This window comes from Sphingomonas sp. 179-I 2A4 NHS (genome assembly GCF_045369135.1).
GTDB lineage: Bacteria > Pseudomonadota > Alphaproteobacteria > Sphingomonadales > Sphingomonadaceae > Sphingomonas.
Genome location: NZ_JBIQFL010000001.1, coordinates 1 through 26,440, shown reverse-complemented (window position 1 = coordinate 26,440; position 26,440 = coordinate 1). Strand labels below are relative to the sequence as shown.

Below are 26,440 nucleotides of genomic sequence, written 5' to 3'. Positions count from 1 at the left end.
GCACCGGCAACAAGCCCGGGCACCCCATCAGGAGAGTGATACCATGTCGATCGATTTCGAGATTCCGGCGGAGGCCAAGGCGATCCGCGCCAAGGTCCGCCAATGGGTGCAGGACGAATGCAAGCCCGCCGAAAAGCGGCTGACGAATGGCGAGGATTACAAGACGGTTCTCAATGAACTGCGCACCAAGGCCCGCGCGCAGGGCTTGTGGTGCCCGTTCATTCCCAAGGAATATGGCGGCATGGGCCTTGGCCCGCTCGCCAATGCGCTGGTCCAGATGGAGCTCGGCGAAAGCCACCTCGGCGCGCTGTCGATGAACACGCAAGGCCCCGATGACGCGACGATGATGACGCTGCTGGCGCACGGCACCGATCATCAGAAGGAAAAGTATCTGAAGCCGCTGCTCAACGGCGAAAAGCGCATCTGCTATTCGATGACCGAGAAGGCGGCCGGCGCCGACGCGACGGGCATGCAGACCCGCGCGGTAAAGGACGGCAACGAGAATTACGTGCTGAACGGGGAGAAATGGTTCTCGTCCGCCGCCAGCGTCGCCGACATCGCGCTCGTCATGGCGATGACCGATCCCGATGCGCCGCGCCATCAGCGCTATTCCACCTTCATCGTCGAGCTGCCCAACCCCGGTTATCGCATCGTCCGCGATATCGAGACGATGGCGGTGCATGGCCCCCTGACCGAGATCCTCGGCGGCGGTCATTCGGAGGTCGAGATCAAGGATCTCGTCGTCCCGGCGGAGGATCTGCTCGGCGGCGAAGGCAATGGCTTCAACATGGGCCAGCATCGCCTCGCCTACGGCCGCCTGCGCCATGGCATGCACAATGTCTCGATGGCGCAACGCGCGCTCGATCTCGCCACCGCGCACGTCATCCAGCGCGAGACGTTCGGCAAGCTTCTGAAGGAGCGGCAGGGTGTCCAGTGGATGCTCGCCGATTGCGCGGCGGAGATCTACAAGGCGCGGCTGATGCTGCTCCACATCGCCTACAAGGCGGAGCGCGGCGACGACATCCGTCAGGAGAATTCGATCGCCAAGATCTTCCTCGCTAACATGGTGCATCAGGTGGTCGACACCGCCATCCAGCTGCACGGCGCGCTTGGCTTCAGCCTCGATACCCCGCTCGCCGCCTGGTACACGCACATCCGCTCGCAGCGGCTGGTGGACGGCCCGGACGAGGTCCATCGCTGGACGGTCGGCCGCAACGTCATCAAGGCCTATGAGCGCACCGGCACCACCGCCTCGGCCTGCGGCGGCGACCTGCTCTAAACCGAAGCGCTCGCAGCGACATTGCAGCCGCACCGGTCGTCACCGGCGCGGCTGCATCGCTTAGTGCCGTCAGACGTTCGCGACCACCACCGCGCGCACGTTCAGATACGCTTCCAGCGCCTCCGGCCCGCCTTCGGTGCCGTAGCCGGAATCCTTGATCCCGCCGAACGGCAGCTCGGCCGATCCCGCCGCGGGCGTATTCACCCACAGCATGCCCGCCTCCACGCGCCGCGCCAGCAGGTCCGCATTGGCGAGCGAGCGGGTGAAGGCATAGGCTGCCAGCCCGAACGACAGGCGGTTCGCCTCCGCGATCGCTTCGTTCAGATCGTCGAAGCCGCGGATGCCCGCGACTGGCCCGAACGGCTCGTCGTTGAACAGCCGTGCGTCGAGCGGCACGTCCGCCAGCACCGTCGGCGCCCAGAAATTGCCCGCCTCGCCGATCCGGCTGCCGCCGGTAAGCACCGTCGCGCCCTTGGCCACCGCATCGGCCTGGAACTCGGCCATCGCAGCGAGGCGCCGCGGGTTGGCGAGCGGCCCCATCTGGGTGCCTTCCGCCGTGCCCTCGCCCACCTTGATGCCCTGCGCGAGCGCGGCGAATGCCTCGCCGAACTGCCGCTTCACGCTGTTGTGGACGAGGAAGCGGGTGGGCGAGATGCACACCTGCCCCGCATTGCGGAACTTCGCGCTACCGACGCTCTTCACCGCCAGGTCCACGTCGGCATCCTCGCACACGATCACCGGTGCGTGGCCGCCAAGCTCCATCGACACGCGCTTCATATGCTTGCCGGCGAGGCTTGCGAGCAGCTTGCCGACCGGCGTCGAGCCGGTGAAGGTGATCTTGCGGATGATCGGGCTTGCGATCAGATATTCCGAGATCTCGGACGGCGTGCCGAAGACGAGGTTCAGCACGCCTTCCGGCAGCCCCGCATCCTCGAACGCGCGGATCAGCGCCGCCGGGCTCGCAGGCGTTTCCTCCGGCGCCTTCACGATCATCGAGCAGCCCGCAGCAAGCCCGGCGCCGATCTTGCGCACGATCTGGTTGATCGGGAAGTTCCACGGCGTGAACGCCGCCACCGGCCCTACCGGGTCCTTCACCACCATCTGCCGGATGGCGAGGTTCGACCGATGCGGCACCAGCCGGCCATAGACGCGGAAGCCCTCTTCGGCGAACCATTCGATGATGTCCGCCGCGGCCATCGCCTCGCCCTTGGCCTCGGCCAGCGGCTTGCCTTGTTCCTGCGTCAGCAGCAGCGCGATGTCCCCGGCGCGCTCGCGCATCAGGCCCGCGGCCTTGCGCATGATCCGGCTGCGCGCCGCGGGCGTATAGTCACGCCACGTCTCGAACCCGCGCTGCACGGCATCGAGCGCCAGGTCGAGGTCCGCCTTGGTCGCATGGGCGACGCGGCCGATCTCCTTGCCCGTCGCGGGATTTTCCACCCCCAGCGTCCGGCCGTCGCCCGCATCGCGCCACGTGCCGCCGATGAAAAGCTGGGTATCGGGATAAGCCATTATATCGTCGCTCCGTCATGATCGGGGTCCGTCGCCCCGCTGCATCGCCAACGTTCCGGCCGCCGCTCCGTCCCGCAGGGAGCCGGCGCGAAGGATCAGCCGGACGCTGCGGTCTTTGCGGGCTCAAGCCCCAGTTCGGCGCGGATCGCCGCGCCGTCGGCATCCAGCGCCGGCGCAAGGCGCGATGTGGGTCGGTGCGCCTCAAAGTCAATCGGCGTGGCCGGCAGCCGGATCGTCCGTCCGTCCGGCGCCTCGAGGTCGACATAGCATCCCGCGGCGATCGCCTGCGGGTCGCGCGTCGCCTGCCCCACCGTCTGCACCGGGCCGTAGATCAGCTTCTCCGCCTCCAGCGCCGCCTGCACCTCGGCCCAGCTCATCGCGCCGAACGCCTCGTCCAGCACGGCGAGCAGCGCCGCGCCATTCGCCCGCCGGTCACGCACCCCGCGGAAGCGTGGATCCTCGACCAGCTCGGGCCGGCCGATCGCGCGCGCCAGCTTCGGCCAGTCGCCCGATCCCTGCCGCGGCACGGTGACGAACCACTGGCCGTCCGCGGTGCGGAAGAAATTGTTGAGCACGTTCACCACCTCGGGCCGCGCCTTGGTGGAGGCGAGCTTGTTGAGCTGCAGCTGCACGGCATGTTCCGACGAGGCGGCATAGACGCCCATGCGCAGCAGCGACGTCTCCAGCTTCTGCCCCTCGCCCGTCCGCTCGCGGTGGAACAGCGCCGCCATGATCCCGCTGACGAGGCCCATCGCCGCCATGTGATCGCCGATCCCCGTGCGCAGCGGCGCCGGATCGGCATCCTTGACGCTGGTCAGCGAGCACAGCCCCGATCGCGCCCAGAAAGCCGTGATGTCGAAACCGGGCTTGTCCGCCTCCGGCCCGGCAGCGCCATAGCCGGTGAAGTTCGCGAAGATGAGGTCCGGCTTGATCGCCTTCAGTTGCTCCCAGCCGATCCCCAGTCGCTCCAGGCTCGCGGGCCGCGTGTTGGTCACGAACACGTCGGCTGTCGCGATCAGCCGCCGCAGCACCTCCGCGTCCTCGCTGTCGGTCAGGTCGAGCGCGATCGATCTCTTGCCGCGATTGTCGGTGTCGAACACGCGGTTCTCGGTGTCGTCGCGCCCCAGCGAGGTGAAGAACTGGCGGAACGGATCGCCCTCGCGCGGTTCCACCTTGATCACTTCGGCGCCCCAGTCGGACAGGATCCCGCACGCCCCCGGCCCGGCGACGTAACTCGCCAGTTCCACCACGCGAATGCCGTTCAACATCGTGCTCTCTCCCGCTTGTGCCGGCGGTGCGCCCTCGTTGGCATCACACCCCGCTCTTGCCCCGGGTCAAACCGGCCAGCCGGCGACAGGTCAAGCCATGCCTTGGCCAAGCTCGACGCACAGCGGCGCAAAGCGGACCTGTTTTGCAAAGCCGTCGGATCGCGGATAGGGTTGTGACACCGGTGTCAAATTGATAATCCACTTATTGGGTAGGTTTTGGAGAGAAACAGAAGTGTCAAAGGGGATTTGGGCGGCTGGCGTCGCCTTGACCGCGTTCGCAGTGCCCGCAGCGGCGCAGGACGCGGGAACCACGGCCGCCGCGCCGGGCAGCGACGTACAGGCCTCGGCAGAGGCGAGCAGCGACGAGACCGGGCTTGGCGATATCGTCGTCACCGCGCAGAAGCGGTCGGAACGGCTGCAGGACGTGCCGCTCGCCGTCTCGGTCGTGTCGGGTGATGCGATCGCGCAGCTTGGCGGCGTCAACCTCGAGAACGCGCAGTATCTCGTGCCAACGATGAACTTCCGCAAATCGGGCACGACGATCAACCAGTCGCTGTTCCTGCGCGGCGTCGGCACCTCCACCTTCTCGATCGCGGGCGAACCGTCGATCTCCACCGTCGTCGACGGCGTCGTCTATTCGCGCGCCGGCGAGGCGTTCAGCGATCTCGTCGATATCGACCGGATGGAAGTGCTGCGCGGCCCGCAGGGCACCCTCTTCGGCAAGAACGCCTCGGCCGGCGTCATCAACATCGTCACCCGCCGCCCGGGCGACGAGTTCGGCGGCTATGTCGAGGGCAGCTATTACACCGGCGGTGACGAATATCGCGTAAGAGGCGCGGTCGATCTGCCGCTGGCGGAAGGCATCAAGAGCCGCTTCACCGGCTTCTACGGCTCGTGGGATGGCAACATCCGCAACATCGCGCACGGCGGCCGCCGCGTGAACGGATACGAGCATTGGGGCGTGCGCGGCATGATCGTCGCCGATCCGACGCCCGATCTGCAGTTCACCCTGATCGGCGACTATCGCGAGGCGAAGGACGATTGCTGCGCCGAAGTGATCGGCACGCCTGCCACGGGCCTTGCCGCGCAGCTGCTGCCGGACGTGCGCGGTGACAAGTCGCGCACCATCAACCAGGATCTCATCACCCGCACCAACGAGAAGAGCTGGGGCGTCTCCCTCCAGGCGGATTGGACGCTGGGGACGCAGACGATCACGTCGATCACCGCCTATCGCGATTACCGCAACGAAGAGATCCGCGATGGTGACTGGCTGCCGGCCGCTTATGTCGGCCTCAACCAGCTGCACGATTTCGGCCCGCAGACCGGCGATACGTTCAGCCAGGAAATCCGGCTGACCTCGCCGTCCAACCAGTTCCTCGAATATGTCGTCGGCGCCTTCTATTCACGCGCCTATTCGGAACGCTCGTTCCGGCGTGACGATATCGTGTGCAACACGGTGCCGGCCTCCACGCCCACGTCGCTGATCCCGTGCACCACGCCGGGACTCAGCGTCACCCGGCCGACCGGTACGGCGGTGTTCGGCTCGACGTTCAAGAACCTCGCCTTCTTCGGCCAGGCGACGCTGAACCTCACCGATCGCTTCCGCGTCATCGGCGGCATCCGCTACACCGCCGATCAGCTGGACGTGTTCCACAGCCGCGTCACGGCGCTCGCCGGCCCGGGCATCAACCCCAATTTCGACCAGGGCGTCTTCGATCGCTACCAGCAGCTCGTCGCCTCGGGCGTGTCCCCCACGGCGGCGCAGACCCAAGCGGTGGCAGCGTCGAACGGCATTCCCTGGCGCGGCAAGACGACCAACGACAATTGGTCCGGCAAGGCCGGCGTGCAGTTCGATATCGTGCGTGAATCGACCGCCTATGCCACCTATTCGCGCGGCTATAAGGGTCCGGCGTTCAACATCTTCTACAACCTGTCCGCCACCGGCACGAACGTGATCGAGCCGGAAACCGCGGACAGCTACGAAATCGGCGTCAAGAACACCCTGTTCGACGGCCGGCTGGTGCTGAACCTCGCCGCCTTCTACGCCAAGTACAACAATTACCAGGCGAACAACCCGGATGAAGTGGCGGGCGTCCTCGTCACGCGCTTCACCAACGCGGGCACCATCTCCACCCGCGGCGTGGAGCTGGACGTGCTGGTCCAGCCGGTGCGCGATCTCAGCATCTCGGGCGGCGTCGCCTACACCGATGCGCATGTCGATCAGTTCAAGCTGCCGACCAACGGCACCGTCGGTTCGGTGATCCCCTCGGGCACGCAGCTTGGCGCCGCGGTGAAGTGGAAGGGCTCGGTCGCGGCCGATTATCGCATCCGCACCGGCGGCGCGGTCGATTTCGGCCTCGGCACGCAGATCAGCGCGCAGACGAAGCAGACCGGCCAGTTCGATGCCAATCCGGTGATCCGCGAGCTGACGCAGATCCCCGGCTACACGCTGGTCAATCTCAGCGCTTCGGTGATGGATGCGGACGATCGCTTCCGCCTGACCGCGCAGGTCAAGAACCTGTTCGATCAGAGCTTCCCGGCTGCGATCACCAGCGGCGGCCCGGGCGGTGCCTATCGCTACATCATCCCGCGTGAGGCGGATCGCTATTACGGCATCACCGGCCGCATCAACTTCTGATCCGCTCCTGTCCGCGCCACGCACCGGCGCGGGCAGGTCACCTTCGGGGGCGGCGTCAGCCGCTCCCCCCTATTTGCCCTTCGCTAGATCGGGCATGGCGGCGAGGTTCGTCACCAGCTTGCGCGCGATCGTGCGCAGCGTCTCGCCTTCCTGAACCGTCAGCGCAGGGTTGCTCACCATCTTCGCCGGCACCTTCGCGGCTGCCTTGCGCAACGCGTCGCCCGCCCTGGTCAGCGACACCACCACGCGCCGCTCGTCCGCGCTGTCGCGCTGGCGGGACAGGATCCCGTTTGCCTCCATCCGCTTCAGCAGCGGCGTCAGCGTCCCGCTATCGAGGTACAGCCGCCGCCCGATCTCGCTCACGCTCTGGCCGTCCTTCTCCCACAGCACCAGCATCACCAGATATTGCGGATAGGTCAGCCCGATCTCGTCCAGCGCCGGGCGGTACAGCCGCGTCAGCAGGTTCGACGCGGCATAGAGCGGGAAGCACAATTGATTTTCCAGCTTCAGCGCCTCGGCGGCACCGTCGACCTTGGCTTCGTCTACCTTGATTGCGTCCATCATCTGGCTTTCCGGTCGGCGGCTCACGCCCGTTGCTGCGCTAAGGATGCACGTTCCGGGTCGTTTCAGCTACTCATCTTGATCCTGCGGCGCGGCAGCAACGCGGCGATCGGCGCGCGCCGGCGAATTAACGCCCTATCATTGCTCGATCGTTGCGCATCCGGCTTGACGCTGCGCCCCCCGCTGTTCGATCAGGACCCTATGTTCAAGCACTTCGCCGCTTCGCTCACCCTCGTCGCGCTCGCCGCCGGCGCCTCCGCCCAGACCATCGCTCAGCAGACCGCCGGCTCTCCCGCGGTCGCCCAGCGCCAGGTCGGCAGCGCCACCCTGTCCGGCGTGCCGGAGATCCCGGCCGATGTGCGCGAGGCGGTGCAGCGCTACCAGAACAGCCGCGCGGCGCAGTTCGAGGACTGGCTGCCCGATGGCTCGATGCTGATCGCCACGCGCTTCGGCGCGACGCAGCAGCTGCATCATGTGGCGAAGCCCGGCGCCACCCGCACCCAGGTCACCTTCGGCGCGGAGCCGATCGCCAGCGCCACCGTCATCCCCGGCACCGATCGCTTCGTGATGACGCGCGACACCGGCGGCGACGAATGGTTCCAGCTCTACACCCGTGGCCTCACCGGCACCGCGCAGCAGCTGACGCAGGCGGGCACGCGCAACGGGTCGCCGGTGTTCAGCAAGGACGGCAGCCTCCTCGCCTGGGCACGCGCCACCAAGGGCAGCGCCGCCTACACGATCCTCGGCGTCGACCCGAAGGCCGGCGGCACGCCGCGCACCTTGTATCAGGCGGACGGCGCCGTCGCCCCGGCGGACATTGCGCCCGACAAGTCCCGGCTGATCTTCGTGCGCAGCCTGTCGAACCGCGAGGACCAGCTGTTCGAACTCGATCTCGCCACCGGCAAGGCACGGCGCATCGCGCCCAAGGCAGAAGTCGCCGTCTACCAGTCCCCGCGCTACCTGCCGGGCGGCAAGAAGCTGATCGCCATCTCCGATCGCGGCAACGACACCCGCCAGCTGGTCGAGATCGACCTCGCCACCGGCGCGCAAGCCGTGCTGACGCCGGGGCTGAAGTGGGATGTCGAAAGCTATGACCTGACCGACGATGGCCGCGTGCTGGCTTATGCGGTGAACGAGGACGGCTTCTCGCGCGTGGTGGTGCAGGATCGCATCACCCGCCGCGCGCTGCCGCAGCCGACGTTGCCCAAGGGCGTGCTGACGGCGCTCAAGTTCTCGCCCGACGGCAAGCAGCTCGCGATCGGCCTCACCTCCGCCACGTCGGCCGGGGACGTGTGGAGCTGGGACGTCGATGGCGGCGAACTGACGCGCTGGACGACGTCGGAGCTCGGCGATCTCGATCCCGCGCAGCTCGCCGAGCCGGAGCTCATCCGCTTCAAGTCGTTCGACGGCCTGTCCGTGCCTGCATTCGTCTATCGTCCCAAGGGCGTGCCGGCGGGCACGCGCACGCCGGTGATCATCGACATCCACGGCGGGCCGGAGGCACAGACGCGACCGATCTGGAATTATGGCGCGCAATATTTCGCCGACGTGCTGAAGGCGACGGTGATCCTGCCCAACGTTCGCGGCAGCGACGGCTATGGCAAGCGCTACCTCAACCTCGACAATGCCGAAAAGCGCGAGGATTCGGTGAAGGACATCGGCGCGCTGCTCGACTGGATCGGCCAGCAGCCGAACCTCGATGCCAGCCGCGTCGCCGTCTATGGCCAATCCTATGGCGGCTATATGAGCCTTGCCGTGATGACGCATTATTCCGATCGCCTGGTCGGCGGCGTCGAGCGTTATGGCATCAGCAACTGGATCACCTTCCTCGAGAATACCGAGGCCTATCGCCGCGACAATCGCCGCGCCGAATATGGCGATGAGCGTGATCCCAAGATGCGCGCCGTGCTGGAGCGTGTCTCGCCGATCACGAACGTCGATCGCATCAAGAAGCCGATGCTGGTGATGCAGGGTGCTAACGACCCGCGCGTGCCGCAGCTTGAATCCGATCAGGTGGTCGAGAAGCTGCGCGCGAACGGCAACGAGACCTGGTACGTGCTGTTCGCCGACGAGGGTCACGGCTTCCTGAAGAAGCCGAATAATGATCTTCGCCGCGAGGTGGAGACGGTGTTCCTGCGCCGCCTGTTCGAGCAGCAGCCGGCGCGCTGATTTCGACCACGCGCAGGGCGCGGCTGGGCATTGCGCTTCCAGCCGTGCTCAACCGTGCTCATCTTTGCACATGCCGCGGCCATGCACGCCCAATGCTGGCCGTCAGCGCACCATCGGCAGCCGAATTCTCACCGCTTTTTCCGGTGAATTCGGCGAGAAACGAAACCGGGGTGGCCCCGTTGGGCTTTTCGCGATAACCCTTGTTTCTCGCAGCGACCGCCACCTCGTGGATAACGTTTCCAATCAACCGGGAGACGATGAATAACGACGCCTAGTGCAAGCCTGTTGTGGCTGATCCTGCTGCTGCCGTTCACCGGCAGCCTCGTCGCTGCCCATCTGGCGACAAGCGCACGTAACGCTGCGGGTCTGCTGGCGGGCGCGACTGCCCTGGCCGCAACGGTGATCGTAATCTTCCTCTATCCGGCGCTGGCGGCCGGTGCGGTGCTGGAAAGCCGGGTCGAATGGCTGCCCTCCCTCGGCCTGAACCTCGTGCTCCGGCTCGACGGGCTGTCGTGGATCTTTGCGCTGCTGGTGACGGCGATCGGCTTCCTCGTCGTCATCTACGCGCGCTATTACATGTCGCCCGAAGATCCCGTCCCGCGCTTCTTCTCCTTCCTGCTCGCCTTCATGGGGGCGATGCTCGGCCTCGTCATGTCCGGCAATCTGGTGCAGCTCGCCTTCTTCTGGGAAGTGACCAGCCTCACCTCGTTCCTCCTGATCGGCTATTGGCACCAGAACGAAAGCGCGCGCATTTCCGCGCGAATGGCGCTGATCGTCACGGTCGCGGGCGGCCTCTGCCTGTTGCTCGGCGTCGTCCTCATCGGCAAGATCGTCGGCAGCTACGATCTCTCGGTGGTCCTCGCCGCGGCGCCCCAGATCCAGGCCCACCCGCTATACCTGCCGGCGCTGATCCTGGTGCTGGTTGGGGCCTTCACCAAGAGCGCCCAGTTCCCGTTTCACTTCTGGCTCCCGCACGCGATGGCCGCGCCGACGCCGGTATCCGCCTATCTGCACTCCGCAACGATGGTGAAGGCCGGCATCTTCGTCATGATGCGGCTCTGGCCGGTGCTCGCCGGGACGGACGAATGGTATCTGATCGTCACCTGCACTGGTCTCATCACCCTGACGGTGGGCGCCTGGGCGGCGATCTTCCAGCAGGACCTGAAGGGGATGCTGGCCTATTCGACGATCAGCCACCTCGGCATCATCACGCTGCTGCTCGGCCTGGGCAGCCCGCTCGCCTTCGTCGCCGCGATTTTCCACACGCTGAACCACGCCACGTTCAAGGCATCATTGTTCATGGCCGTCGGCATCATCGACCATGAAACCGGCACGCGCGATCTGCGCAAGCTGAGCGGCCTCTATCGCTTCATGCCGATCACCGCGACGCTGGCGATGGTTGCCGCCGCCGCCATGGCAGGCGTGCCGCTACTCAACGGCTTCCTGTCGAAGGAGATGCTGCTGGCGGAGGCGCTGCATGATTACAACGACACCTGGCTCGACAAGACGCTGCCCTGGGTCGTCACGATCGCGCTGATCTTCAGCGTCCTCTACTCGCTGCGCTTCATCCTCCAGACATTCTTCGGCCCGCCCGCGACGCTCGATCGCATGCCGCATGAGGCGCCGCACTGGATGCGCGTGCCGATCGAGGTCCTGGTGCTGCTCTGCCTGCTGATCGGCATCCTTCCCGCGGTCACCATCGGCCCGGTGCTGAAGCTCGCGGCACATGCCGTGCTCGGCGATCGCACGCCCGAATACAGCCTCGCGATATGGCACGGCTTCACACGACCGCTGTTCCTCAGCGTCGCGGCGCTGGTGCTGGGGGCGATCGGTTATATGCTGTTCGCCAAGCGGCTGAACACGATCAGCGCGCCGCCGCTCGTCAGCCTGCTGAAGGGCCGCCGCGTGTTCGATGCCGCGCTCTATGCCATCGTCGCCTTTGCCCGGCGCCTGCTGCTGCGGCTCGGCACCAACCGGCTTCAGCCGCAACTCCGGCTGCTGGTGATGATCGCGATCCTGGCCGGCGTCCTCCCGTTCCTCCGCTACGGCTATTCGCTGGGCAACCGGCTCGGCACGGTGCTCGATCCGGGCTTCGGCATCCTGTGGGTGATCGGCGGCGTGCTGGCGATCGCCGGCGCCTGGCAGGCGAAATATCACCGGCTGGCCGCCGTCGTGCTGATCTCCGGTGTCGGCATGGTCAGCTGCATCAGCTTCGTCTGGCTGTCCGCGCCCGATCTCGCGCTCACCCAGCTCCTGGTGGAGACCGTCACCACCGTGCTTCTCCTCCTCGGGCTGCGCTGGCTCCCCAAGCGGCTGCCGGATGTATGGCCGGGTTCCGGCTCCCCGGCCAAGGTGCGCATCCGGCGCGGGCGCGATCTGCTGATCGCGATCGTCGCCGGCGCAGGCATGGCGCTCGTCTCCTACGCCGTCATGACGCGGCCGCTGCCGGACACGATCTCCCGCTTCTTCATCGAACGTTCGTACCCGGACGCGGGCGGGCGCAATGTCGTGAACGTCATCCTGGTCGATTTTCGCGCCTTCGATACGCTCGGCGAAATCACCGTCCTCGCCGTCGTCGCGCTGACCGTGTTCTCGCTGCTGCGCCGCTTCCGGCCGGCGGGCGAAAGCCTCCGCAACCCGCTGCAGCAGCGCCAGCAGGATGCCTATGACGAGGCGGGCGAGGGCCGCGAGCCGGGCGATACGCTGTCCGATTACATGCTCGCGCCGCGCGTCATCATCGAATGGCTGTTCCCGGTGATCATCGTTTTTGCCTTGTACCTGCTGATCCGGGGCCATGATCTGCCCGGCGGCGGCTTTGCGGCCGGGGTCACGATGTCGATCGCGCTGATCCTGCAATATATTGCCACCGGCACACGCAGCGTGGAAGCGCGCCTGCGGGTCCAGCCGATCAACTGGATGGCCACCGGCCTGCTCGGCGCGGCGGCCACCGGCGCGGCGGCGCTGCTGTTCGACCGGCCGTTCCTCACCTCATGGTTCCGCTACGTGGACGTGCCGCTGATCGGCAAGGTGCCGGTCGCCACCGCGCTGCTCTTCGATCTCGGCGTGTTCCTGCTCGTCGTCGGCGCGACGGCGGTGATCCTTATCGCGATCGCCCACCAGTCGATCCGCACGCCCGTCCGGCAAAAGGACGTGTCCCCTGAACCGGCGCCGGAGCGGATCTGATGGAACTCGTTCTCGCCCTCGGCATCGGCATCCTGACTGCGTCAGGCGTATGGCTGATCCTTCGCCCGCGTACCTTTCAGGTGATCCTCGGTCTGTCACTGCTGTCCTATGCCGTGAACCTGTTCATCTACGCGATGGGCCGGCTGAAGGTGGATGCCCCGCCAGTGGTCGGCGCGGTCGCCGGCGATCCGGGGCTTTATGATGATCCCCTTCCCCAGGCGCTCGTGCTTACCGCGATCGTCATCTCCTTCGCGATGACGGCCTTGCTGCTCGTCGTACTGCTTGCGTCGCGCGGCGCCACCGGCACCGACCATGTCGACGGGGACGACGGCGAATGACGGGTGATTTCATGCGCCACCTGATCATCGCGCCGGTGCTGCTGCCGCTGGTGGCGGGCGCCGTCATCCTGTTGATCAAGGATCGCCGCGTGCTGGCGAAGCGCGTCATCGCGCTCGGCACGGCGTTGGCGATGCTGGGCATCTCGATCGTCCTGCTCGGGGATCTCGCCAGCACCGGCTTTGCCGGCCAACGCGCGACGACCGCCTATCTGGTCGGCGACTGGCCGGCACCGGTCGGCATCGTGCTGGTGCTCGACTGGCTATCCGCGATGATGCTGGTGCTGACGTCGATCCTCGGCGTTACCTCGCTCATCTACGCCACGGCGCGCTGGGACAAGGCCAGCCCCCGCTTCCATGCCTTGTTCCTGTTCCAGTTGATGGGGCTGAACGGCGCATTCCTGACGGGCGATCTGTTCAACCTCTTCGTCTTCTTCGAGGTGCTGCTCGCGGCCTCGTTCGGCCTACTGCTGCACGGATCGGGCAAGGCGCGGATCAAGGCCGCACTTCATTACGTCGCGATCAATGTCGCCACCTCGCTCGTGTTCCTGATCGGCGCGGCGACCGTCTACGGCGTCACGGGCACGCTCAACATGGCCGATCTCGTCATCCGCATCCCGGCGGCGAGCGCGGACGATCTGTCGATCCTGCAAAGCGGGATGGGCATCCTTGGCATCGCCTTCCTGGTGAAAGCCGGCATGTACCCGCTCGGCTTCTGGCTGCCGCGCACCTATGCCGCCGCCGCGCCGCCGGTGGCCGCCTTGTTCACGATCCTCAGCAAGGTCGGCATCTACGCCTTGCTGCGCGTCTACCTCCTCCTGTTCGGCATCAACGCCGGGCAGGCGAGCTTCGGCGCGGAGTGGCTGCTCTACGGCGGCATGGCGACGCTCGGCTTCGGCATGATCGGCGTCCTGGCGGCGCGCACGCTGACCGGGATCGCGGGCTATTCGCTGATCGTCTCGGCCGGCACGCTTCTCGCCGCGATCGGCGCCGGGCGCGGTGACGTCCTCGCGGGCGCACTGTTCTACCTCGTCAGTTCGACGCTCGGCCTCAGCGCCTTCTACCTCCTGATCGAGATGATCGACCGTCGTGAAACCGCGCCGCTCACCGGCGGTGAGCCGGTGTTCGACGATGAGTATGTCGGCCCGGCTGACACGCGCGAAACGGAGATCGGCGTGGTGATCCCCGCGACATTGGCGATCATCGGCGGCGGCTTCGCCTTCTGCGCCTTGCTTATCGCCGGTCTGCCGCCGCTCTCCGGCTTTGTCGCCAAGTTCGCGATGATCGATGGCCTCCTCAATCTCGGCGAATCCATCGCGCCGGAAACGTGGCTGCTGATCGCGCTCCTCATCGGGTCGGGCATGGCGATGCTGATCTCCAGCAGCCGCGCCGGCATTGACCTCATCTGGGATTCCGAGCCCGGCTCCCAGCCCTCGCTCCGTATCAGCGAGGCGTTGCCGGTGGGCATGCTCCTGGCCGTGTGCCTCGGCCTGATGGTGTTCGCAGGGCCGGTGATGCGCTACATGGAACGCACCAGCCAGTCGCTGGCTGATCGCCACGGCTATATCGAGGCGGTGCTCGGCGCGCGCACGGAAGGGGCGAATCGGCCATGACGCGCCTGATCCCGCACCCCCTGCTCGCGGTCGCGCTGCTGATCCTGTGGCTGCTGCTCACCCAGTCGCTGTCGCCCGGTCAGATCCTGCTCGGCGCGCTCGCGTCGCTGATCGCCACCCATGGCTTTGCCGCGCTTCGCCCGGATCCGGCGCCGCGCATCCGCTTGCGCCCGATGCTGAAGCTGGCCGGGCTCGTCTTCGTCGACATCATGCGATCGAACATCGCCGTTGCCGCGATCGTTGTGTCGCGCCGCAAGGACCGGGTTGCCGACTTCATCCGCGTGCCGATCGCGCTCAAGAACCGCCAGGCACTGGCGATGCTCGCGCTCATCATCACCGCGACACCGGGCACGCTCTGGGTCAATTTCGATCGCCGCCGCGGCATCCTGCTGCTCCACGTGCTCGATCTCGTCGACGAGGAGCAGTGGGTGCGCCTGATCAAGGATCGCTACGAATCCTTGCTCATGGAGATCTTCGAGCAATGACCGCGCTTGTCCTCGCCTTCGCCATCACGGGCGCACAGGTCATGCTCGGCCTTGCCATGATGTGCGCTGCCTATCGCATGGTCGCCGGCCCGCGCGCGCAGGATCGCGTGCTTGGGCTCGACACCTTCTTCACCAACTCGATGCTCCTCCTGTTGACCTTCGGGATTCAGACCGGCCGCACTTTGTATTTCGAATCCGCAATCACCGTCGCGCTGCTCGGCTTCGTCGGCACGGTGGCGCTGTCCAAGTTCCTGATGCGCGGCGAGGTGATCGAATGATCCAGGCACCCGATCTTCCGCTCTGGGCCGCGCTGATCGTCGGCCTGCTGGTGCTTGCGGGTGCCGGGATCACGCTGGTTGGCTCGATCGGCCTTCTGCGGCTTAACTCCTTCTTCGATCGGGTTCACGCGCCGACGCTCGGCAGCAGCATGGGGGCGATGCTGATCGTCCTCGCGTCGATCGTCTGCTTCTCGGTGCTGCGCTCGCGGCTGTCGATCCACGAGATCCTGGTGCTGGTGTTCATCACCTGCACCGCGCCGGTCGCCTTCATGCTCCTCGCCCGCTCCGCCTTGTACCGCAACCGCGTCGAGGAAGGTCCGCTCGGCGCACCTTCCCCGGTGGAGCCGGGGGACATCGGCAAGCGCAACCCTCACGAGCTTGAGCAATAAAGGCATCCATCCGGCTGGTGGGGACGAGGCGACCCCAAACCTATTGCTGATGGGCACTGGCTGACGCGCGACTATGCTGGGGCTTCCAGAAGCTCGGAGCCTCACGATGATCATCGATCGCCGCACCTTTGCCGCCGCGCTTGCGACGACGCTTCTCGTACCCGGCGCGGTCGGCGCGACGACCAGCGTGCCGCGCGCGGAGAATGTCGTCCTCGTCCATGGCCTCTTTGCCGATGGATCCTCCTGGGCCGGCGTCATCCCGCACCTGCAGGCCGCCGGTCTCAACGTGACGTCCGTGCAGAACCCGCTCGACGATTTCGACAATGCCGTCGCCTCGGTGAGACGCGTGCTCGATCGACAGCGCGGGCCGACCGTGCTGGCGGGCCACAGCTTCGCCGGCATGCTGATCAGCGAAAGCGGCGTTCATCCCGCCGTCTCGTCGCTCGTCTATGTCGCCGCCCGCGCGCCCGACGCTGGCGAGGATTATGCCGCGCTCGCCGCGCGCTATCCCACCCCGCCCGCCCCCGCCGGCATCCAGTTCGATGGCGATTGGGGTGCCCTCACCGAGCGCGCTTTCCTTGAAGATTTCGCCAATGGTGTGCCCACGCCGGACGCCAGAGTGCTCTACGCTGTCCAGGCGCCGTTCAACCGTGCCCTGACGAGCGCACGCACTACGCAGGCTGCGTGGCGGTCGAAGCCCAGCTTCTATGCCGTCTCCAAGCAGGATCGCACCATCAACCCAGATCTTCAGCGTTTCATGGCGCAGCGGATGAAGGCCGAGACGGTGGAGATCGAGGCCGGCCACCTGTCGCTTGTGTCGCATCCGCAGGACGTTGCCCGCCTCATCCTGAAGGCCGCCGGCAGCTGATCGGGATGGCAATTCCCGCAATGGATCGGTCTGGCATCTCGGTCGTTTCGGCGACGATATGGCCCCTTCTTCATGATCGACGCGGAACTCGATGTCGCGATCGTCGGCGCGGGTGCGGCCGGCATCGCCGCCGGGCGATGGCTCACCGCCGCCGGCCGCTCGGTCCGCATTCTCGAAGCACTGCCGCGCCTCGGCGGCCGGGCCCATACCATCACGATCGCCGGCATGCCGCTCGATCTCGGCTGCGGCTGGCTCCATTCCGCCGAGCGCAACCCGCTGGCTGCGCTGGCGAAGGAACAGGGCGTCAAGATCGACCATGACAAGGCCGCCTGGGGCGACCAGCTGGGCGATCTGGGCTTTCCCCGCGCCGCGCAGGATGCGGCTTGGTCCGCCTATGACGCCTTTGTCGATCGCCTCGCCAGCGACCCGCCGGCAAGCGACCGCGCCAGCGACGCGCTGACAGAAGCCGCGCCCTACATCGACGCGCTCAGCAGCTTCATCAACGGAGTCGAGACCGAGTGGCTCTCCGCGCGCGATTTTACCGCATATGACAGCCACGCCAGCGACAACAACTGGCGCCTGTCGAGCGGCCTTGGCGCATTCATCGCCGGATTGGGCAAGTCTCTCCCGGTGTCGCTCGACACCCCCGTCAGCGCGATCCGTGATGGATATGTGCTGGAAACGCCGCGCGGGGACGTGCGCGCCCGTGCCGTGATCGTCACTGCCTCTACCGCGGTGCTGGCGAGCGGGAACATCCGCCTGCCGGCGGCGGCGGACGGGCATCTTCACGCCGCCGCCCAGGTGCCGCTCGGGCTCGCCGACAAGGTCTTCCTCGCACTTGCCGATCCCGGGGCAGTGCCGCCTGAGTCGCACCTTCTTGGCCGCTTCGACCGCACCGCGACGGGAAGCTATTACCTGCGCCCGTTCGGCCGCCCGATCATCGAATGCTTCCTTGGCGGGGCAAACGCGCAGGCACTGGAGGATGAATGTGCCGCTGCCGATTTCGCGATCGCCGAGCTGCGCGCGCTGCTCGGTTCCGAGTTCGCCAATGGCGTGACCTCCTTGCACGCCACGCAATGGCGGCGCGAACCGACGATCCTCGGCTCGTACAGCCACGCCCTCCCCGGTCACGCGGACGCGCGGGCGACATTGGCAAGGCCGATCCACGAGCGCCTGTGCCTCGCAGGGGAAGCGTGCTCGCCGCATGATTTCTCCACCGCGCACGGCGCCTGGCAAAGCGGCCTCGCCGCGGCCCGGCGCATACACGCCGGCCTGGCATGACGTTCTTCGAAAGCCTGCTCGCGCTCCTCGGCATCGCGATCGTCCTGCTCCAGTTCGCGCGGCGCACGACCATTCCGTATCCCGCGCTGCTCGCCGGTGCGGGGGTCGCGCTTGCCTGGGTGCCCGGCGCGCCGGTGATCGCGCTCGATCCGCATACGGCGCTCGCACTCTTCATCGCGCCGATCCTGATCGATTCTGCCTATGATTTCCCCATCGGCACCGCGCGGCGATTGTGGCGGCCGCTGTTCGCGCTGGCCGTCGTCGCGGTCCTGCTCAGCGCCGGCGTGGTGACGTGGCTGGGCATGGCCTGGGCCGGCCTTCCCTTCTACGCCGCGCTCGCGCTGGGCGCGATCGTCGCGCCGCCCGATGCCGCCGCGGCAACCGCCATTTCTGGCAGCGTGCAGATGCCGCGCCGCACGGTATCGGTGTTGAAGGGCGAAAGCCTCCTCAACGATGCCGCCGCGCTGCTGCTGTTCTCCACCGCCCTCATGCTGGAAAGCCACGGCCGGGTGGATGGAGACCTTCTCCTCACCGTCAGCATCGCCGCGCCGGGCGGGATCCTGCTCGGCTTCGTCCTCGCGCGGATCACCCGCTTCATTCAGCCGTACGTCTGGGGCACGCTAAGCGGCAACATCCTCCAGTTCGTCACCGGCTTTGGCGCATGGCTGCTGGCGGAGCGGTTGCACCTGTCGGCGGTGCTTTGCCTCGTCACCTTCGCAATGGTGATCGCGCGCTCGGCCAGCCTCTCCACCCCGCCGCGGGCCCGCATCCATGATTTCGCGGTGTGGGAAACCGCGGTCTTCCTGCTCAACGTCTTCGCCTTCCTCCTCATGGGCTTCCAGGCAAAGACGATCGTCGGCAGCATGGATGCCGACCGGCTACGCCAAGCGGCCAGCTTCGCCGCCGTCGTGGTGGCAAGCCTGATCGTCGTGCGCATGGCCTGGGTCATGCTCTACAACCGCCTCGCCGCCGTTTTTCCGCCCCTGCGTGGCGACTATCGCGTCGCCAGCATTGGCGAAGGCCTGATCGTCGGCTGGTGCGGCATGCGCGGTCTCGTCACGCTTGCCACCGCCTTCGCGCTGCCGCTCCACTTCCCGCAGCGCGACCTCATCGTGCTCACCGCCTTCGCGGTCGTGCTCGCTACCCTGGTGATCCAGGGGCTGACGCTCACCCCGATCGTCCGGCGCCTCGGGCTGGACGGCGACGACGGGCTCGCCGATGAACTGGCGGACGCCCGCCGTGCGCTCGCCGAAGCCGCGCTAGCCACGTTGGAGGGAAAGGAAGGCGCGGTGTCCGATCACTGGCGCTGGGGCTATCAGCTGAAGCTGGCCGGCGACCAGCCATCGCTCGACGCGAAGCACGCTCTGGGCCTTGCCGTCCTCGCGCTTCAGCGCCAGCGCCTCGACGAATTGCGCGACGCCACCCGCATCGGGCCCGACGCCTTCCTCATCCTCCAGGAAGAACTCGATTTCGCCGAAGTGACCCTGCGTACCGAGGAGGAGCGCCGGATCGAGGAAAGCTGAGCGCCCGTTCTCGCGCGCGCCTCCTGCCGCAGGCGGCGGCGGGAGGCACGCCACCAGCTCACTGTGCCGGTGTAAGCGCCGGATAGCTCAGGCCGAGCTGGTCGAGGTAGCTCGGATGCTTCGCCGGATCATAATAATGCTTCTCCAGCTCTGGCCGCATGCGCTCCATAACATCCTTGTTGAGGTGAATGGCGGGCTGGTCCGCTGCGCTCAGCACCGGGTCATATTTCTGATCCTTGGTCTGCACGTCCCGAAAATAGGCCTTGGCATCCGCGATCAGCTTCGGCGTCGTCAGTGCGTCGAGCGCCGTCATTGCCACCGCCTTTGCCCCTGCCACCGCGCCCTTGTGCGCGACCGGCGTCGCCATCGCGATCGCCGATGTGACATTGTGGCCGATCATGTTCGGGATGTTCGACGGGAAACGGATGGTAATCGTCGGCACCGTCCACATGATGTCGCCGATATCATCGGAGCCACCGCCCATTGACCGCCCGCGGCTCTCCGGGGTCGACAGCTTTTCGACCGTCGTCTTCAGCGGCTCGACCTTGAATTTAAGCCCTTCCTGCACCGCCTTGGTGAACGCCTGATCCTCGGCGCTCCATTTCGGCATGCCGACAAGCTCGATGTTGGCCTGCGCAGCCTCGGCGAGCGGTCGGTTCGCGTGGTTCGGCGCGGCATAGCCCAGCAAGCGGCGGGTGACGGTCGTGCCGGTTGCCTTGGCGGCGGCTTCCGATATCTCGTTCCCCGTTTCATACAGCTTGCGGATCGTATCGAAGGTCTGATCGCGGAAGTAATACCACACCGCCGCTTCGCCCGGCACGATATTGGGCTGCCCGCCGCCGTTGGTGATCACGTAATGCGACCGCTGCGTCAGCGGCAGGTGCTCGCGGCGCATGTTCCACGCCGTGTTCATCAGCTCGACACCGTCGAGCGCGCTCAGTCCGGCCCAGGGCGCGCCCGCGGCATGGCTGGTGCGGCCCTTGAAGGTGTATTCGACCGAGACGAGGCCATTGTTGCCGGTATCGCCCCAGGCGGTTCCAAAGCTTGAAGCGACATGGGTGAAGATGGAGACGTCGACATCCTTGAACATACCGGCGCGCACATAAAAGGCCTTCGTGCCCAGCAGTTCCTCGGCAACACCCGGCCACAGCATCAGCTTGCCCTTGATGTTGTGCTTGGTCATCACGTCCTTCAACGCAAGCGCTGACGCGATGATCAGCGGCATGCCGGCATTGTGCCCCTCGCCATGGCCGGGCGCACCGGCCACCAGCGGCTTGATCTCAGGGACCCCGGGCGTCTGCGACAGGCCGAGCAGGCCGTCGACGTCCGATCCAAGCGCAACCGTCGGGCCATCGCCGTTGCTCCAGGTGGCGGTCCAGGCGGTCGGAACACCTGCGACACCCTTCTCGATCGCAAAGCCGTTCTTGGCCAGGATCGCGGTCAGATATTCCATCGTCTGGAATTCCTGGAAGCCCGGCTCCTGGAAGCTGAACACGGAATCGACCATTTCCTGTACCAGCTTCGCCCGGCCGTCGACGCCCGCGGCCACTTCCTTCTTGAGCGCGCCTGATGCCTTGGCATGCGCGGTCCCAAGCGGCGTCGTGACCAATAGCGCCGCGACCAGCGACTTCATGACGAACTTGGACATGTGCTTCCCCCCGGATCGATGATGATCTCGGATCGATCATGGTGGGAAGGCCGTCGCAGACGCAAGGCGCGCCGCGTGCGAAAAGAGGATCCGATCGCCCGATCCATCAAGGAGCGCCGCGCTTCACCGGATTGCATCCAGCCTCACTGCTTCATACCCATCGGAAAACGGCGCGACGAGATCATCACTAGCGAAGCGGTGATATGTCTGCCCAAGCGCTGCGAGGTGCCGGATGGTCGATCTGCAGAAGGCGACATGGCTGACGCTCGGCGCCGTCTATGTGGCCGTGATCATACGTGCCATTCTGCTCGAGCGGCGCGAGCCCTATGCACGTGCGGCATGGCTGCTCCTGCTCGTCGCGATGCCGGGGATCGGCACCGTGCTCTATCTCTTGTTCGGCGAGCCCTGGGTTTCTCCCACGTTCCGCAGGCGTCGGCGGGAGGCTTTCGAGCTGCTGCTGCCTTACGCGCCGCCCCCCGGGCGCGAGCAGCCGTCGATTGCAGCCCGAAACGCTGTTCGTACGTGCGAGGCGGCAAGCCGCTGGCCTGCGTCCGGCGGCAATATCGGGCACGTCGCTCCCGGAGCGGACGAAGCGATCGCCGCGATCGTGGCCGATATCGATGGCGCGGCCCGGACGGTTCACCTGTCCTTCTACATCTGGCTGACGGATCACAACGGCACCAGAGTCGTCGAGGCGGTGTGTCGCGCCGCTCGGCGCGGGATCGCATGTCGCATCGTCGCCGATGCGATCGGGTCGCGCGCCCTGATCCGCTCCTCCGCGTGGAAGCAGATGGCTGATGCGGGGGCGCAGCTATGCGCATCCTTGCCGGTGCCGTTCGGGCTCGGCTTCCTCAAGGGCCACCGCACCGATCTGCGCAACCATCGCAAGATCATCGTCGTCGATGGTGACATCACCTGGTGCGGCAGCCAGAATTGCGCCGATCCCGCGTTCCTGCCGAAGCGCCGGTACGCGCCCTGGGTCGATATTCTCATCCGCTATGAAGGGCCGGTCGCACGCCAGGCAGAGCTGATCTTCGCTTCGGCCTGGATGACGGAAACAGGCGAGGATCTGCGGCCCATCCTCGCGGCCGATCCGCCGGCGCCGAGACCGGGCGGCTTTCCCGCTATCGCCGTCGGCACCGGGCCCCTGTCACCGCACTCGACGATGACCAACATCTTCGCCGCCGTGCTCGCCGCCGCGCAGCACCGGGTGGTGATCACGACACCCTATTTCGCGCCCGATCCCCCGCTGCTTGACGCGATCATCGCCGCTGCGCGCCGCGGGGTTCAGCTCACCATCATCTTCCCGCGGCGGAACGATAGTCGGGTGACCGGCGCGATCAGCCGCGCTTATTATCCGGTGCTCGCAAACGCGGGGGCACGCATCTACGAGTTCCGCGGTGGGTTGCTCCATGCCAAGACGTTGGTGGCGGACGAGGCGTTGGCGCTAGTCGGCTCGGCCAACATGGATCGCCGCAGCCTCGATCTCAATTTCGAGAACAATGTGCTGTTCGAATCCCCTGCGCTCGCGTTGGAGGTGGGCAAGCACCAGCAACGATGGCTGGCGGACTCGACCGAGATCGCGCACGGGCACATCAGTGCGCGGTCGCTGCCGCGGCGGTTCGTCGACAACCTGCTTACCACGGCCGCGCCCTTGTTCTGATCGGGCGGGGGCGAGGGCGGCAGCGCCAGCGCTTGCGTATTATCCCCGATAGGGCCGGCCTTGCCCCCATGCGAGGCTGGCGCCATGAAACGGTGGAAGCGCCCCCAGCGAACGACCAGCAATGCCGCCGTATTTGCGCTCTACGTCTTCGCCATCGCGGCCCTCATCATCATCGGCAGCGAAATCATCCGCAGGTACCATTAGGCGATCTGCCCGTACCTCTCGGATGATCGGCGTGCCATGCGTGACGCATCGCGCCGACCCATGCCGCTAAGCCGCGATGATGACCTTCAGCGCCCCCGTCTTCGCCGCATTGCCGAAGGTTTCATACGCCTCCAGCATCTGATCGAAGCTGAAACGGTGCGTGATCAGCAGCGCAGGGTCGATCTTCTTCGAACCGACCACCTTCAGCAGCATCGGCGTGGTGGATGTGTCGACCAGTCTGGTAGTGATCGCGATGTTACGGTCCCACAAGGCTTCAAGGTGCAGCGAGACCGGCGCGCCGTGCACCCCGACATTGGCGATCACCCCGCCCGGGGCGACGAGATGCTCGCACAGCTCGAACGTGGGCGGCACGCCGACCGCTTCGATCGCCGTATCGACCCCCTTCCCGCCGGTTAGTGCCATCACGCGCTCAATCGCCTTGCCGTCGGAACTGTTGACGGTCTGCGTCGCCCCGAACCGCGTGGCGACCTCCAGCCGGTTGTCGTCGAGGTCGATCATGATGATCTCGGCCGGCGAGTAGAATTGCGCCGTCAGCAACGCTGCAAGGCCGATCGGGCCCGATCCGACAATCGCGACGGTCGCGCCCGGCTGCACCTTGCCGTTGAGCACCCCGCATTCGAACCCGGTCGGCAAGATATCGCTCAGCATCACCAGCGCTTCCTCATCCGCGCCTTCCGGGATGGGATAAAGGCTGGTGTCGGCATGCGGCGTGCGGACGAACTCTGCCTGGGTGCCGTCGATCGTATTGCCCAGGATCCAGCCGCCGGTCGTGCAATGCGAGAACATGCCCTGGCGGCAGTATTCGCACCTGGCGCACGCACTGACGCAGGAGATCAGCACGCGGTCCCCGGGCTTGTACGCCGTCACACCGGCACCGACCGCATCGACGACCCCTACGCCCTCATGACCCAGGATCCGGCCAGGCGTGCAGGTCGCGACATCGCCCTTCAGGATGTGCAGGTCCGTCCCGCAGATCGTCGTCTTGGTGATGCGGACGATGGCGTCGGTGGGATCGCGAAGCTCCGGCGTCGCATGCTCCTCGAAGGCCTTCTGGCCGGGACCCTTGTAGACAAGCGCTTTCATGCATGGCCCTTTCTCATCCGGGGGCGAGCGGCGTCGCAGCAACGCCGGACGTTGGATCACAGCACTCATCGACAGCGCCGGACCTCGGACGCAGGCTTTACCGGATGAGCCAGCGCATCGTCAGACTCGGAAACTACGCATATCCAGCTGAGAGCCATTTGCCACTGCAGCACGTCGACAGGCGAAAGGCCGGAGGGTAGCCTCCCGCTCATGGCGATACGCATCCTCATGGCAGGTGGCACCGGCCTCGTCGGCGGCCTGCTCACCCGCCGTCTGCTGAGCCGCAACGATGTCGCACTCGATAGCCTGGTGCGCTCCCCTAAGCTGCCAAGCGAGCGCATGGTGGATTTCGAAGCTCTGGCCGAGGAGCCGACCCAATTCTCCTGCGGGCCTGCCGACGTCGCGATCTCCTGCCTCGGCACCACGCTGCGCGCGGCTGGATCACCAGCGCGCTTCCGCCGCGTCGACCGTGATTTCGTCGTCGCCTTCGCCCAACTTGCCCGCCGTGCCGGGGCAAGCCGCTTCATCCTGATCAGCTCGGTCGGCGCGGGCGGCCGCGGCCTCTATCTGTCGGTCAAGGGAGACACCGAAGCCGCGATCCAGACATTCGGCTTCGACCGCGTCGACATCCTCCGCCCGAGCCTCCTTCTCGGCCCGCGCACCCAGCGCCGCCCGGCCGAAGCTCTGGCCCAACGCGCCGCCCCGCTCTTCAATCCGCTCCTGATCGGCGCACTCGCCCGTTACGCGGCGCTTGATGCGGACATTGTCGCTGCCGCGATCGAAACGCTCGCGTTCCGCACGGCACCTGGTGTGTACGTGCACCACGTGCCAGAAATACGGACGCTGGCGCGCGGCTGACCGCGGTCGGCATGACAAACGTCAAATGCGCGGCGTAGATGGCCCCAATCCAGCAATCAGGAGCCGATATGGCCGACGACGAATATGTCTATGATGACGATAGCGGGGATTGGGTGCCCGCCGCGGAGCTCGCCGCGAAACGTGAGCAGGCACAGCAGGTCGAGGTGCGCGACGCTGTCGGCAATCTCCTGTCGGACGGTGATCAGGTCACGCTGATCAAGGATCTTGACGTGAAGGGCGCCGGCCAGACGCTGAAGCGCGGCACGCTCATCAAGTCGATCCGGCTGACCGGCGATCCGCAGGAAATCGACTGCCGCTACGAAGGGATCAAGGGCCTCGTGCTCCGCGCGGAGTTCGTTCGCAAGCGGTGATTGGCCGCCCAACCACCCTTCACTGACATCCTCCTCTCGCGCCAGCGCGATCCGGATACCAAGACGAAGCAACCTGTTTCGTCGCGGGAACGATCGCCCTCGCGCCCGGTTTTCGCAGTGAAGGAGATGGTATGGACGCAAGCTCGCGCCTGACGGCTCTCACCCGGATCGGCTTCGCGACGCGCGGCCTGCTCTACATCGTCATCGCGATCCTCATCATCCGCACCGGCCGGGCTGAGGATCCGAGCGGCGCGCTCGAATATCTGGGCCAGGGTGGCGGGCAATTGCTGCTCGGCGTCATGGCCGCGGGGCTCGCCGCCTACGGGATCTGGCGCATGGCCGACGCCGCCTTCGACATTGAACGCCACGGCACGGATCGCAAGGGTACGCTCGAGCGTGTCGGCGCCGCGGTTAGCGGCATCGTCCACTTCTTCCTGGCGTGGCAGGCGATCCAGCTGATGCGCGGCGCGGCATCGTCGGGCGGCGACAGCACGCAGGAGAGCGCACAAACCGCCCTTCAGCTTCCCGGCGGCTCCGCGCTGGTCGTGATCGGCGCGCTCGTGCTTGTCGCCGTCGGCGGCGTGCAGCTGATGAAGGCCGTGAAGGGCACCTTCCTGCGCTATCTCGATCCATCGATCGCGCAGCAGCGCTGGGTGCAATGGGCCGGCCGCGCAGGCTATGCGGCGCGCGGCTTCGTCTTCCTCATCAGCGGCTATCTTCTCGGCCGGGCCGGGCTTGAAGAGCAGGCTGGCGAAGCCGGTGGCATGGCGCAGGCCCTCTCGTGGCTCACCAGCCCGTTCGACCTCATCATCGGTGCGGGCCTCCTCGGCTTTGGCCTGTTCAGCCTTGTCGAGGCGCGTTTCCGCCGGTTGCACGACGTTCCTGTCGACGCCGCGATCCGCCAGGCCACGAGCTGGCGCTGACGTCTCGGTGTCGCGGGCGCGCGCCGAGGCGTTATGAAATGAGCGCCTCTGATGTCAACTGGCCGGTGGCTCCGCGAAAGTGGCATCGGCGGCCCTGAGCGCGCTTAGGCTCGGCATGGAACGACAGGTTGAGTGGTTGGTGTGGGCACAGCTGGAGCGATTGCCCCGGACGCAAAAAAGCCCGCAAAGTCGTTCGACATTGCGGGCTTTTATTGGTTGCGGGGACAGGATTTGAACCTGTGACCTTCAGGTTATGAGCCTGACGAGCTACCGGGCTGCTCCACCCCGCG

General features: G+C 66.4%; 21 protein-coding genes and 1 tRNA gene. 16 read left to right on the top strand and 6 right to left on the bottom strand.

Going from position 1 to position 26,440, the window contains the following annotated elements; genetic code table 11:
* The first annotated feature begins 43 nt into the window (after positions 1–43).
* Complete coding sequence (locus ACH0CP_RS00110) at positions 44–1,279, top strand: acyl-CoA dehydrogenase family protein (protein ID WP_406876027.1); 1,236 nt, start codon at positions 44–46, stop codon at positions 1,277–1,279.
* A 69-nt stretch (positions 1,280–1,348) separates the two neighbouring features.
* On the opposite strand, the gene ACH0CP_RS00105 is transcribed toward ACH0CP_RS00110, so the two are convergent.
* Together ACH0CP_RS00105 and ACH0CP_RS00100 are read right to left on the bottom strand one after the other, a co-directional pair.
* Complete coding sequence (locus ACH0CP_RS00105) at positions 1,349–2,788, bottom strand: NAD-dependent succinate-semialdehyde dehydrogenase (protein WP_294444079.1); 1,440 nt, start codon at positions 2,786–2,788, stop codon at positions 1,349–1,351.
* A 95-nt stretch (positions 2,789–2,883) separates the two neighbouring features.
* Entirely contained in the window at positions 2,884–4,056 is a 1,173-nt protein-coding gene (locus ACH0CP_RS00100) for a CaiB/BaiF CoA-transferase family protein (RefSeq protein ID WP_294444080.1), read from the bottom strand.
* Positions 4,057–4,321: 265 nt separating this feature from the next.
* Between ACH0CP_RS00100 and ACH0CP_RS00095 the strand changes: the two genes are divergently transcribed.
* Positions 4,322–6,694, top strand: a complete 2,373-nt coding sequence (locus ACH0CP_RS00095; RefSeq protein ID WP_294444081.1) for a TonB-dependent receptor — start codon at positions 4,322–4,324, stop codon at positions 6,692–6,694.
* A gap of 69 nt (positions 6,695–6,763) precedes the next feature.
* Here ACH0CP_RS00095 and ACH0CP_RS00090 read toward each other — a convergent pair whose 3' ends face one another.
* Positions 6,764–7,255, bottom strand: a complete 492-nt coding sequence (locus tag ACH0CP_RS00090; protein ID WP_294444100.1) for a MarR family winged helix-turn-helix transcriptional regulator — start codon at positions 7,253–7,255, stop codon at positions 6,764–6,766.
* Positions 7,256–7,420: 165 nt separating this feature from the next.
* On the opposite strand from ACH0CP_RS00090, the gene ACH0CP_RS00085 reads away from it, so the two are divergent.
* From ACH0CP_RS00085 to ACH0CP_RS00040, 10 genes are all read left to right on the top strand, one after another.
* Entirely contained in the window at positions 7,421–9,424 is a 2,004-nt protein-coding gene (locus tag ACH0CP_RS00085) for a S9 family peptidase (protein WP_294444082.1), read from the top strand.
* Positions 9,425–9,709: 285 nt separating this feature from the next.
* On the top strand, positions 9,710–12,607 hold the full coding sequence (locus ACH0CP_RS00080) for a monovalent cation/H+ antiporter subunit A (RefSeq protein ID WP_294444083.1): 2,898 nt from the start codon (positions 9,710–9,712) through the stop codon (positions 12,605–12,607).
* The gene (locus ACH0CP_RS00075; protein WP_294444084.1) at positions 12,607–12,945 is read left to right on the top strand and encodes a Na+/H+ antiporter subunit C; all 339 of its coding nucleotides are present in this window, start codon (positions 12,607–12,609) and stop codon (positions 12,943–12,945) included. Before ACH0CP_RS00080 ends, ACH0CP_RS00075 begins: the two co-directional genes overlap by 1 nt.
* A complete protein-coding gene (locus tag ACH0CP_RS00070) occupies positions 12,942–14,555 on the top strand; it encodes a monovalent cation/H+ antiporter subunit D (protein WP_294444085.1) in 1,614 nt (537 codons plus the stop codon). Before ACH0CP_RS00075 ends, ACH0CP_RS00070 begins: the two co-directional genes overlap by 4 nt.
* Positions 14,552–15,040: a Na+/H+ antiporter subunit E gene (locus ACH0CP_RS00065; protein ID WP_294444086.1), complete on the top strand. Its 489-nt coding sequence runs from the start codon at positions 14,552–14,554 to the stop codon at positions 15,038–15,040. Before ACH0CP_RS00070 ends, ACH0CP_RS00065 begins: the two co-directional genes overlap by 4 nt.
* Positions 15,037–15,318: a K+/H+ antiporter subunit F gene (locus ACH0CP_RS00060; RefSeq protein WP_294444087.1), complete on the top strand. Its 282-nt coding sequence runs from the start codon at positions 15,037–15,039 to the stop codon at positions 15,316–15,318. Before ACH0CP_RS00065 ends, ACH0CP_RS00060 begins: the two co-directional genes overlap by 4 nt.
* Entirely contained in the window at positions 15,315–15,707 is a 393-nt protein-coding gene (mnhG, locus tag ACH0CP_RS00055) for a monovalent cation/H(+) antiporter subunit G (RefSeq protein WP_294444089.1), read from the top strand. The genes ACH0CP_RS00060 and mnhG overlap by 4 nt, the downstream gene beginning before the upstream one ends.
* Before the next feature lie 106 nt (positions 15,708–15,813).
* Positions 15,814–16,575 (top strand): alpha/beta fold hydrolase, encoded by a 762-nt coding sequence (locus tag ACH0CP_RS00050; protein ID WP_406876028.1) that lies wholly within the window; start codon positions 15,814–15,816, stop codon positions 16,573–16,575.
* A gap of 72 nt (positions 16,576–16,647) precedes the next feature.
* Complete coding sequence (locus ACH0CP_RS00045; RefSeq protein ID WP_294444092.1) at positions 16,648–17,856, top strand: NAD(P)/FAD-dependent oxidoreductase; 1,209 nt, start codon at positions 16,648–16,650, stop codon at positions 17,854–17,856.
* A complete protein-coding gene (locus ACH0CP_RS00040) occupies positions 17,853–19,379 on the top strand; it encodes a sodium:proton antiporter (RefSeq protein ID WP_294444093.1) in 1,527 nt (508 codons plus the stop codon). The genes ACH0CP_RS00045 and ACH0CP_RS00040 overlap by 4 nt, the downstream gene beginning before the upstream one ends.
* A 58-nt stretch (positions 19,380–19,437) precedes the next feature.
* Here ACH0CP_RS00040 and ACH0CP_RS00035 read toward each other — a convergent pair whose 3' ends face one another.
* The gene (locus ACH0CP_RS00035; RefSeq protein WP_294444094.1) at positions 19,438–21,027 is read right to left on the bottom strand and encodes a peptidase dimerization domain-containing protein; all 1,590 of its coding nucleotides are present in this window, start codon (positions 21,025–21,027) and stop codon (positions 19,438–19,440) included.
* Positions 21,028–21,259: 232 nt separating this feature from the next.
* Between ACH0CP_RS00035 and cls the strand changes: the two genes are divergently transcribed.
* Positions 21,260–22,690: a cardiolipin synthase gene (gene cls / locus ACH0CP_RS00030; protein WP_294444095.1), complete on the top strand. Its 1,431-nt coding sequence runs from the start codon at positions 21,260–21,262 to the stop codon at positions 22,688–22,690.
* Positions 22,691–22,960: 270 nt separating this feature from the next.
* On the opposite strand, the gene ACH0CP_RS00025 is transcribed toward cls, so the two are convergent.
* Positions 22,961–23,998, bottom strand: coding sequence for a zinc-dependent alcohol dehydrogenase family protein (locus ACH0CP_RS00025; protein WP_294444096.1), 1,038 nt, complete (start codon positions 23,996–23,998; stop codon positions 22,961–22,963).
* A gap of 210 nt (positions 23,999–24,208) precedes the next feature.
* On the opposite strand from ACH0CP_RS00025, the gene ACH0CP_RS00020 reads away from it, so the two are divergent.
* From ACH0CP_RS00020 to ACH0CP_RS00010, 3 genes are all read left to right on the top strand, one after another.
* Positions 24,209–24,856 (top strand): NAD(P)H-binding protein, encoded by a 648-nt coding sequence (locus ACH0CP_RS00020; RefSeq protein WP_294444097.1) that lies wholly within the window; start codon positions 24,209–24,211, stop codon positions 24,854–24,856.
* A 68-nt stretch (positions 24,857–24,924) separates the two neighbouring features.
* A complete protein-coding gene (locus ACH0CP_RS00015; RefSeq protein ID WP_294444098.1) occupies positions 24,925–25,227 on the top strand; it encodes an alkylphosphonate utilization protein in 303 nt (100 codons plus the stop codon).
* A 131-nt stretch (positions 25,228–25,358) separates the two neighbouring features.
* A complete protein-coding gene (locus ACH0CP_RS00010; RefSeq protein WP_294444099.1) occupies positions 25,359–26,150 on the top strand; it encodes a DUF1206 domain-containing protein in 792 nt (263 codons plus the stop codon).
* Positions 26,151–26,363: 213 nt separating this feature from the next.
* Here ACH0CP_RS00010 and ACH0CP_RS00005 read toward each other — a convergent pair.
* Positions 26,364–26,440, bottom strand: a tRNA-Met gene (locus ACH0CP_RS00005).

Excerpts from the sequence above, each read along its gene's own strand:
- ACH0CP_RS00110 (WP_406876027.1), top strand. The coding sequence starts at position 44 with ATGTCGATCGATTTCGAGATTCCGGCGGAGGCCAAGGCGATCCGCGCC.
- ACH0CP_RS00105 (WP_294444079.1), bottom strand. The coding sequence starts at position 2,788 with ATGGCTTATCCCGATACCCAGCTTTTCATCGGCGGCACGTGGCGCGAT.
- ACH0CP_RS00100 (WP_294444080.1), bottom strand. The coding sequence starts at position 4,056 with ATGTTGAACGGCATTCGCGTGGTGGAACTGGCGAGTTACGTCGCCGGG.
- ACH0CP_RS00090 (WP_294444100.1), bottom strand. The coding sequence starts at position 7,255 with ATGGACGCAATCAAGGTAGACGAAGCCAAGGTCGACGGTGCCGCCGAG.
- ACH0CP_RS00075 (WP_294444084.1), top strand. The coding sequence starts at position 12,607 with ATGGAACTCGTTCTCGCCCTCGGCATCGGCATCCTGACTGCGTCAGGC.
- ACH0CP_RS00070 (WP_294444085.1), top strand. The coding sequence starts at position 12,942 with ATGACGGGTGATTTCATGCGCCACCTGATCATCGCGCCGGTGCTGCTG.
- ACH0CP_RS00065 (WP_294444086.1), top strand. The coding sequence starts at position 14,552 with ATGACGCGCCTGATCCCGCACCCCCTGCTCGCGGTCGCGCTGCTGATC.
- ACH0CP_RS00060 (WP_294444087.1), top strand. The coding sequence starts at position 15,037 with ATGACCGCGCTTGTCCTCGCCTTCGCCATCACGGGCGCACAGGTCATG.
- mnhG (WP_294444089.1), top strand. The coding sequence starts at position 15,315 with ATGATCCAGGCACCCGATCTTCCGCTCTGGGCCGCGCTGATCGTCGGC.
- ACH0CP_RS00050 (WP_406876028.1), top strand. The coding sequence starts at position 15,814 with ATGATCATCGATCGCCGCACCTTTGCCGCCGCGCTTGCGACGACGCTT.
- ACH0CP_RS00045 (WP_294444092.1), top strand. The coding sequence starts at position 16,648 with ATGATCGACGCGGAACTCGATGTCGCGATCGTCGGCGCGGGTGCGGCC.
- ACH0CP_RS00040 (WP_294444093.1), top strand. The coding sequence starts at position 17,853 with ATGACGTTCTTCGAAAGCCTGCTCGCGCTCCTCGGCATCGCGATCGTC.
- ACH0CP_RS00035 (WP_294444094.1), bottom strand. The coding sequence starts at position 21,027 with ATGTCCAAGTTCGTCATGAAGTCGCTGGTCGCGGCGCTATTGGTCACG.
- cls (WP_294444095.1), top strand. The coding sequence starts at position 21,260 with ATGGTCGATCTGCAGAAGGCGACATGGCTGACGCTCGGCGCCGTCTAT.
- ACH0CP_RS00025 (WP_294444096.1), bottom strand. The coding sequence starts at position 23,998 with ATGAAAGCGCTTGTCTACAAGGGTCCCGGCCAGAAGGCCTTCGAGGAG.
- ACH0CP_RS00020 (WP_294444097.1), top strand. The coding sequence starts at position 24,209 with ATGGCGATACGCATCCTCATGGCAGGTGGCACCGGCCTCGTCGGCGGC.
- ACH0CP_RS00015 (WP_294444098.1), top strand. The coding sequence starts at position 24,925 with ATGGCCGACGACGAATATGTCTATGATGACGATAGCGGGGATTGGGTG.
- ACH0CP_RS00010 (WP_294444099.1), top strand. The coding sequence starts at position 25,359 with ATGGACGCAAGCTCGCGCCTGACGGCTCTCACCCGGATCGGCTTCGCG.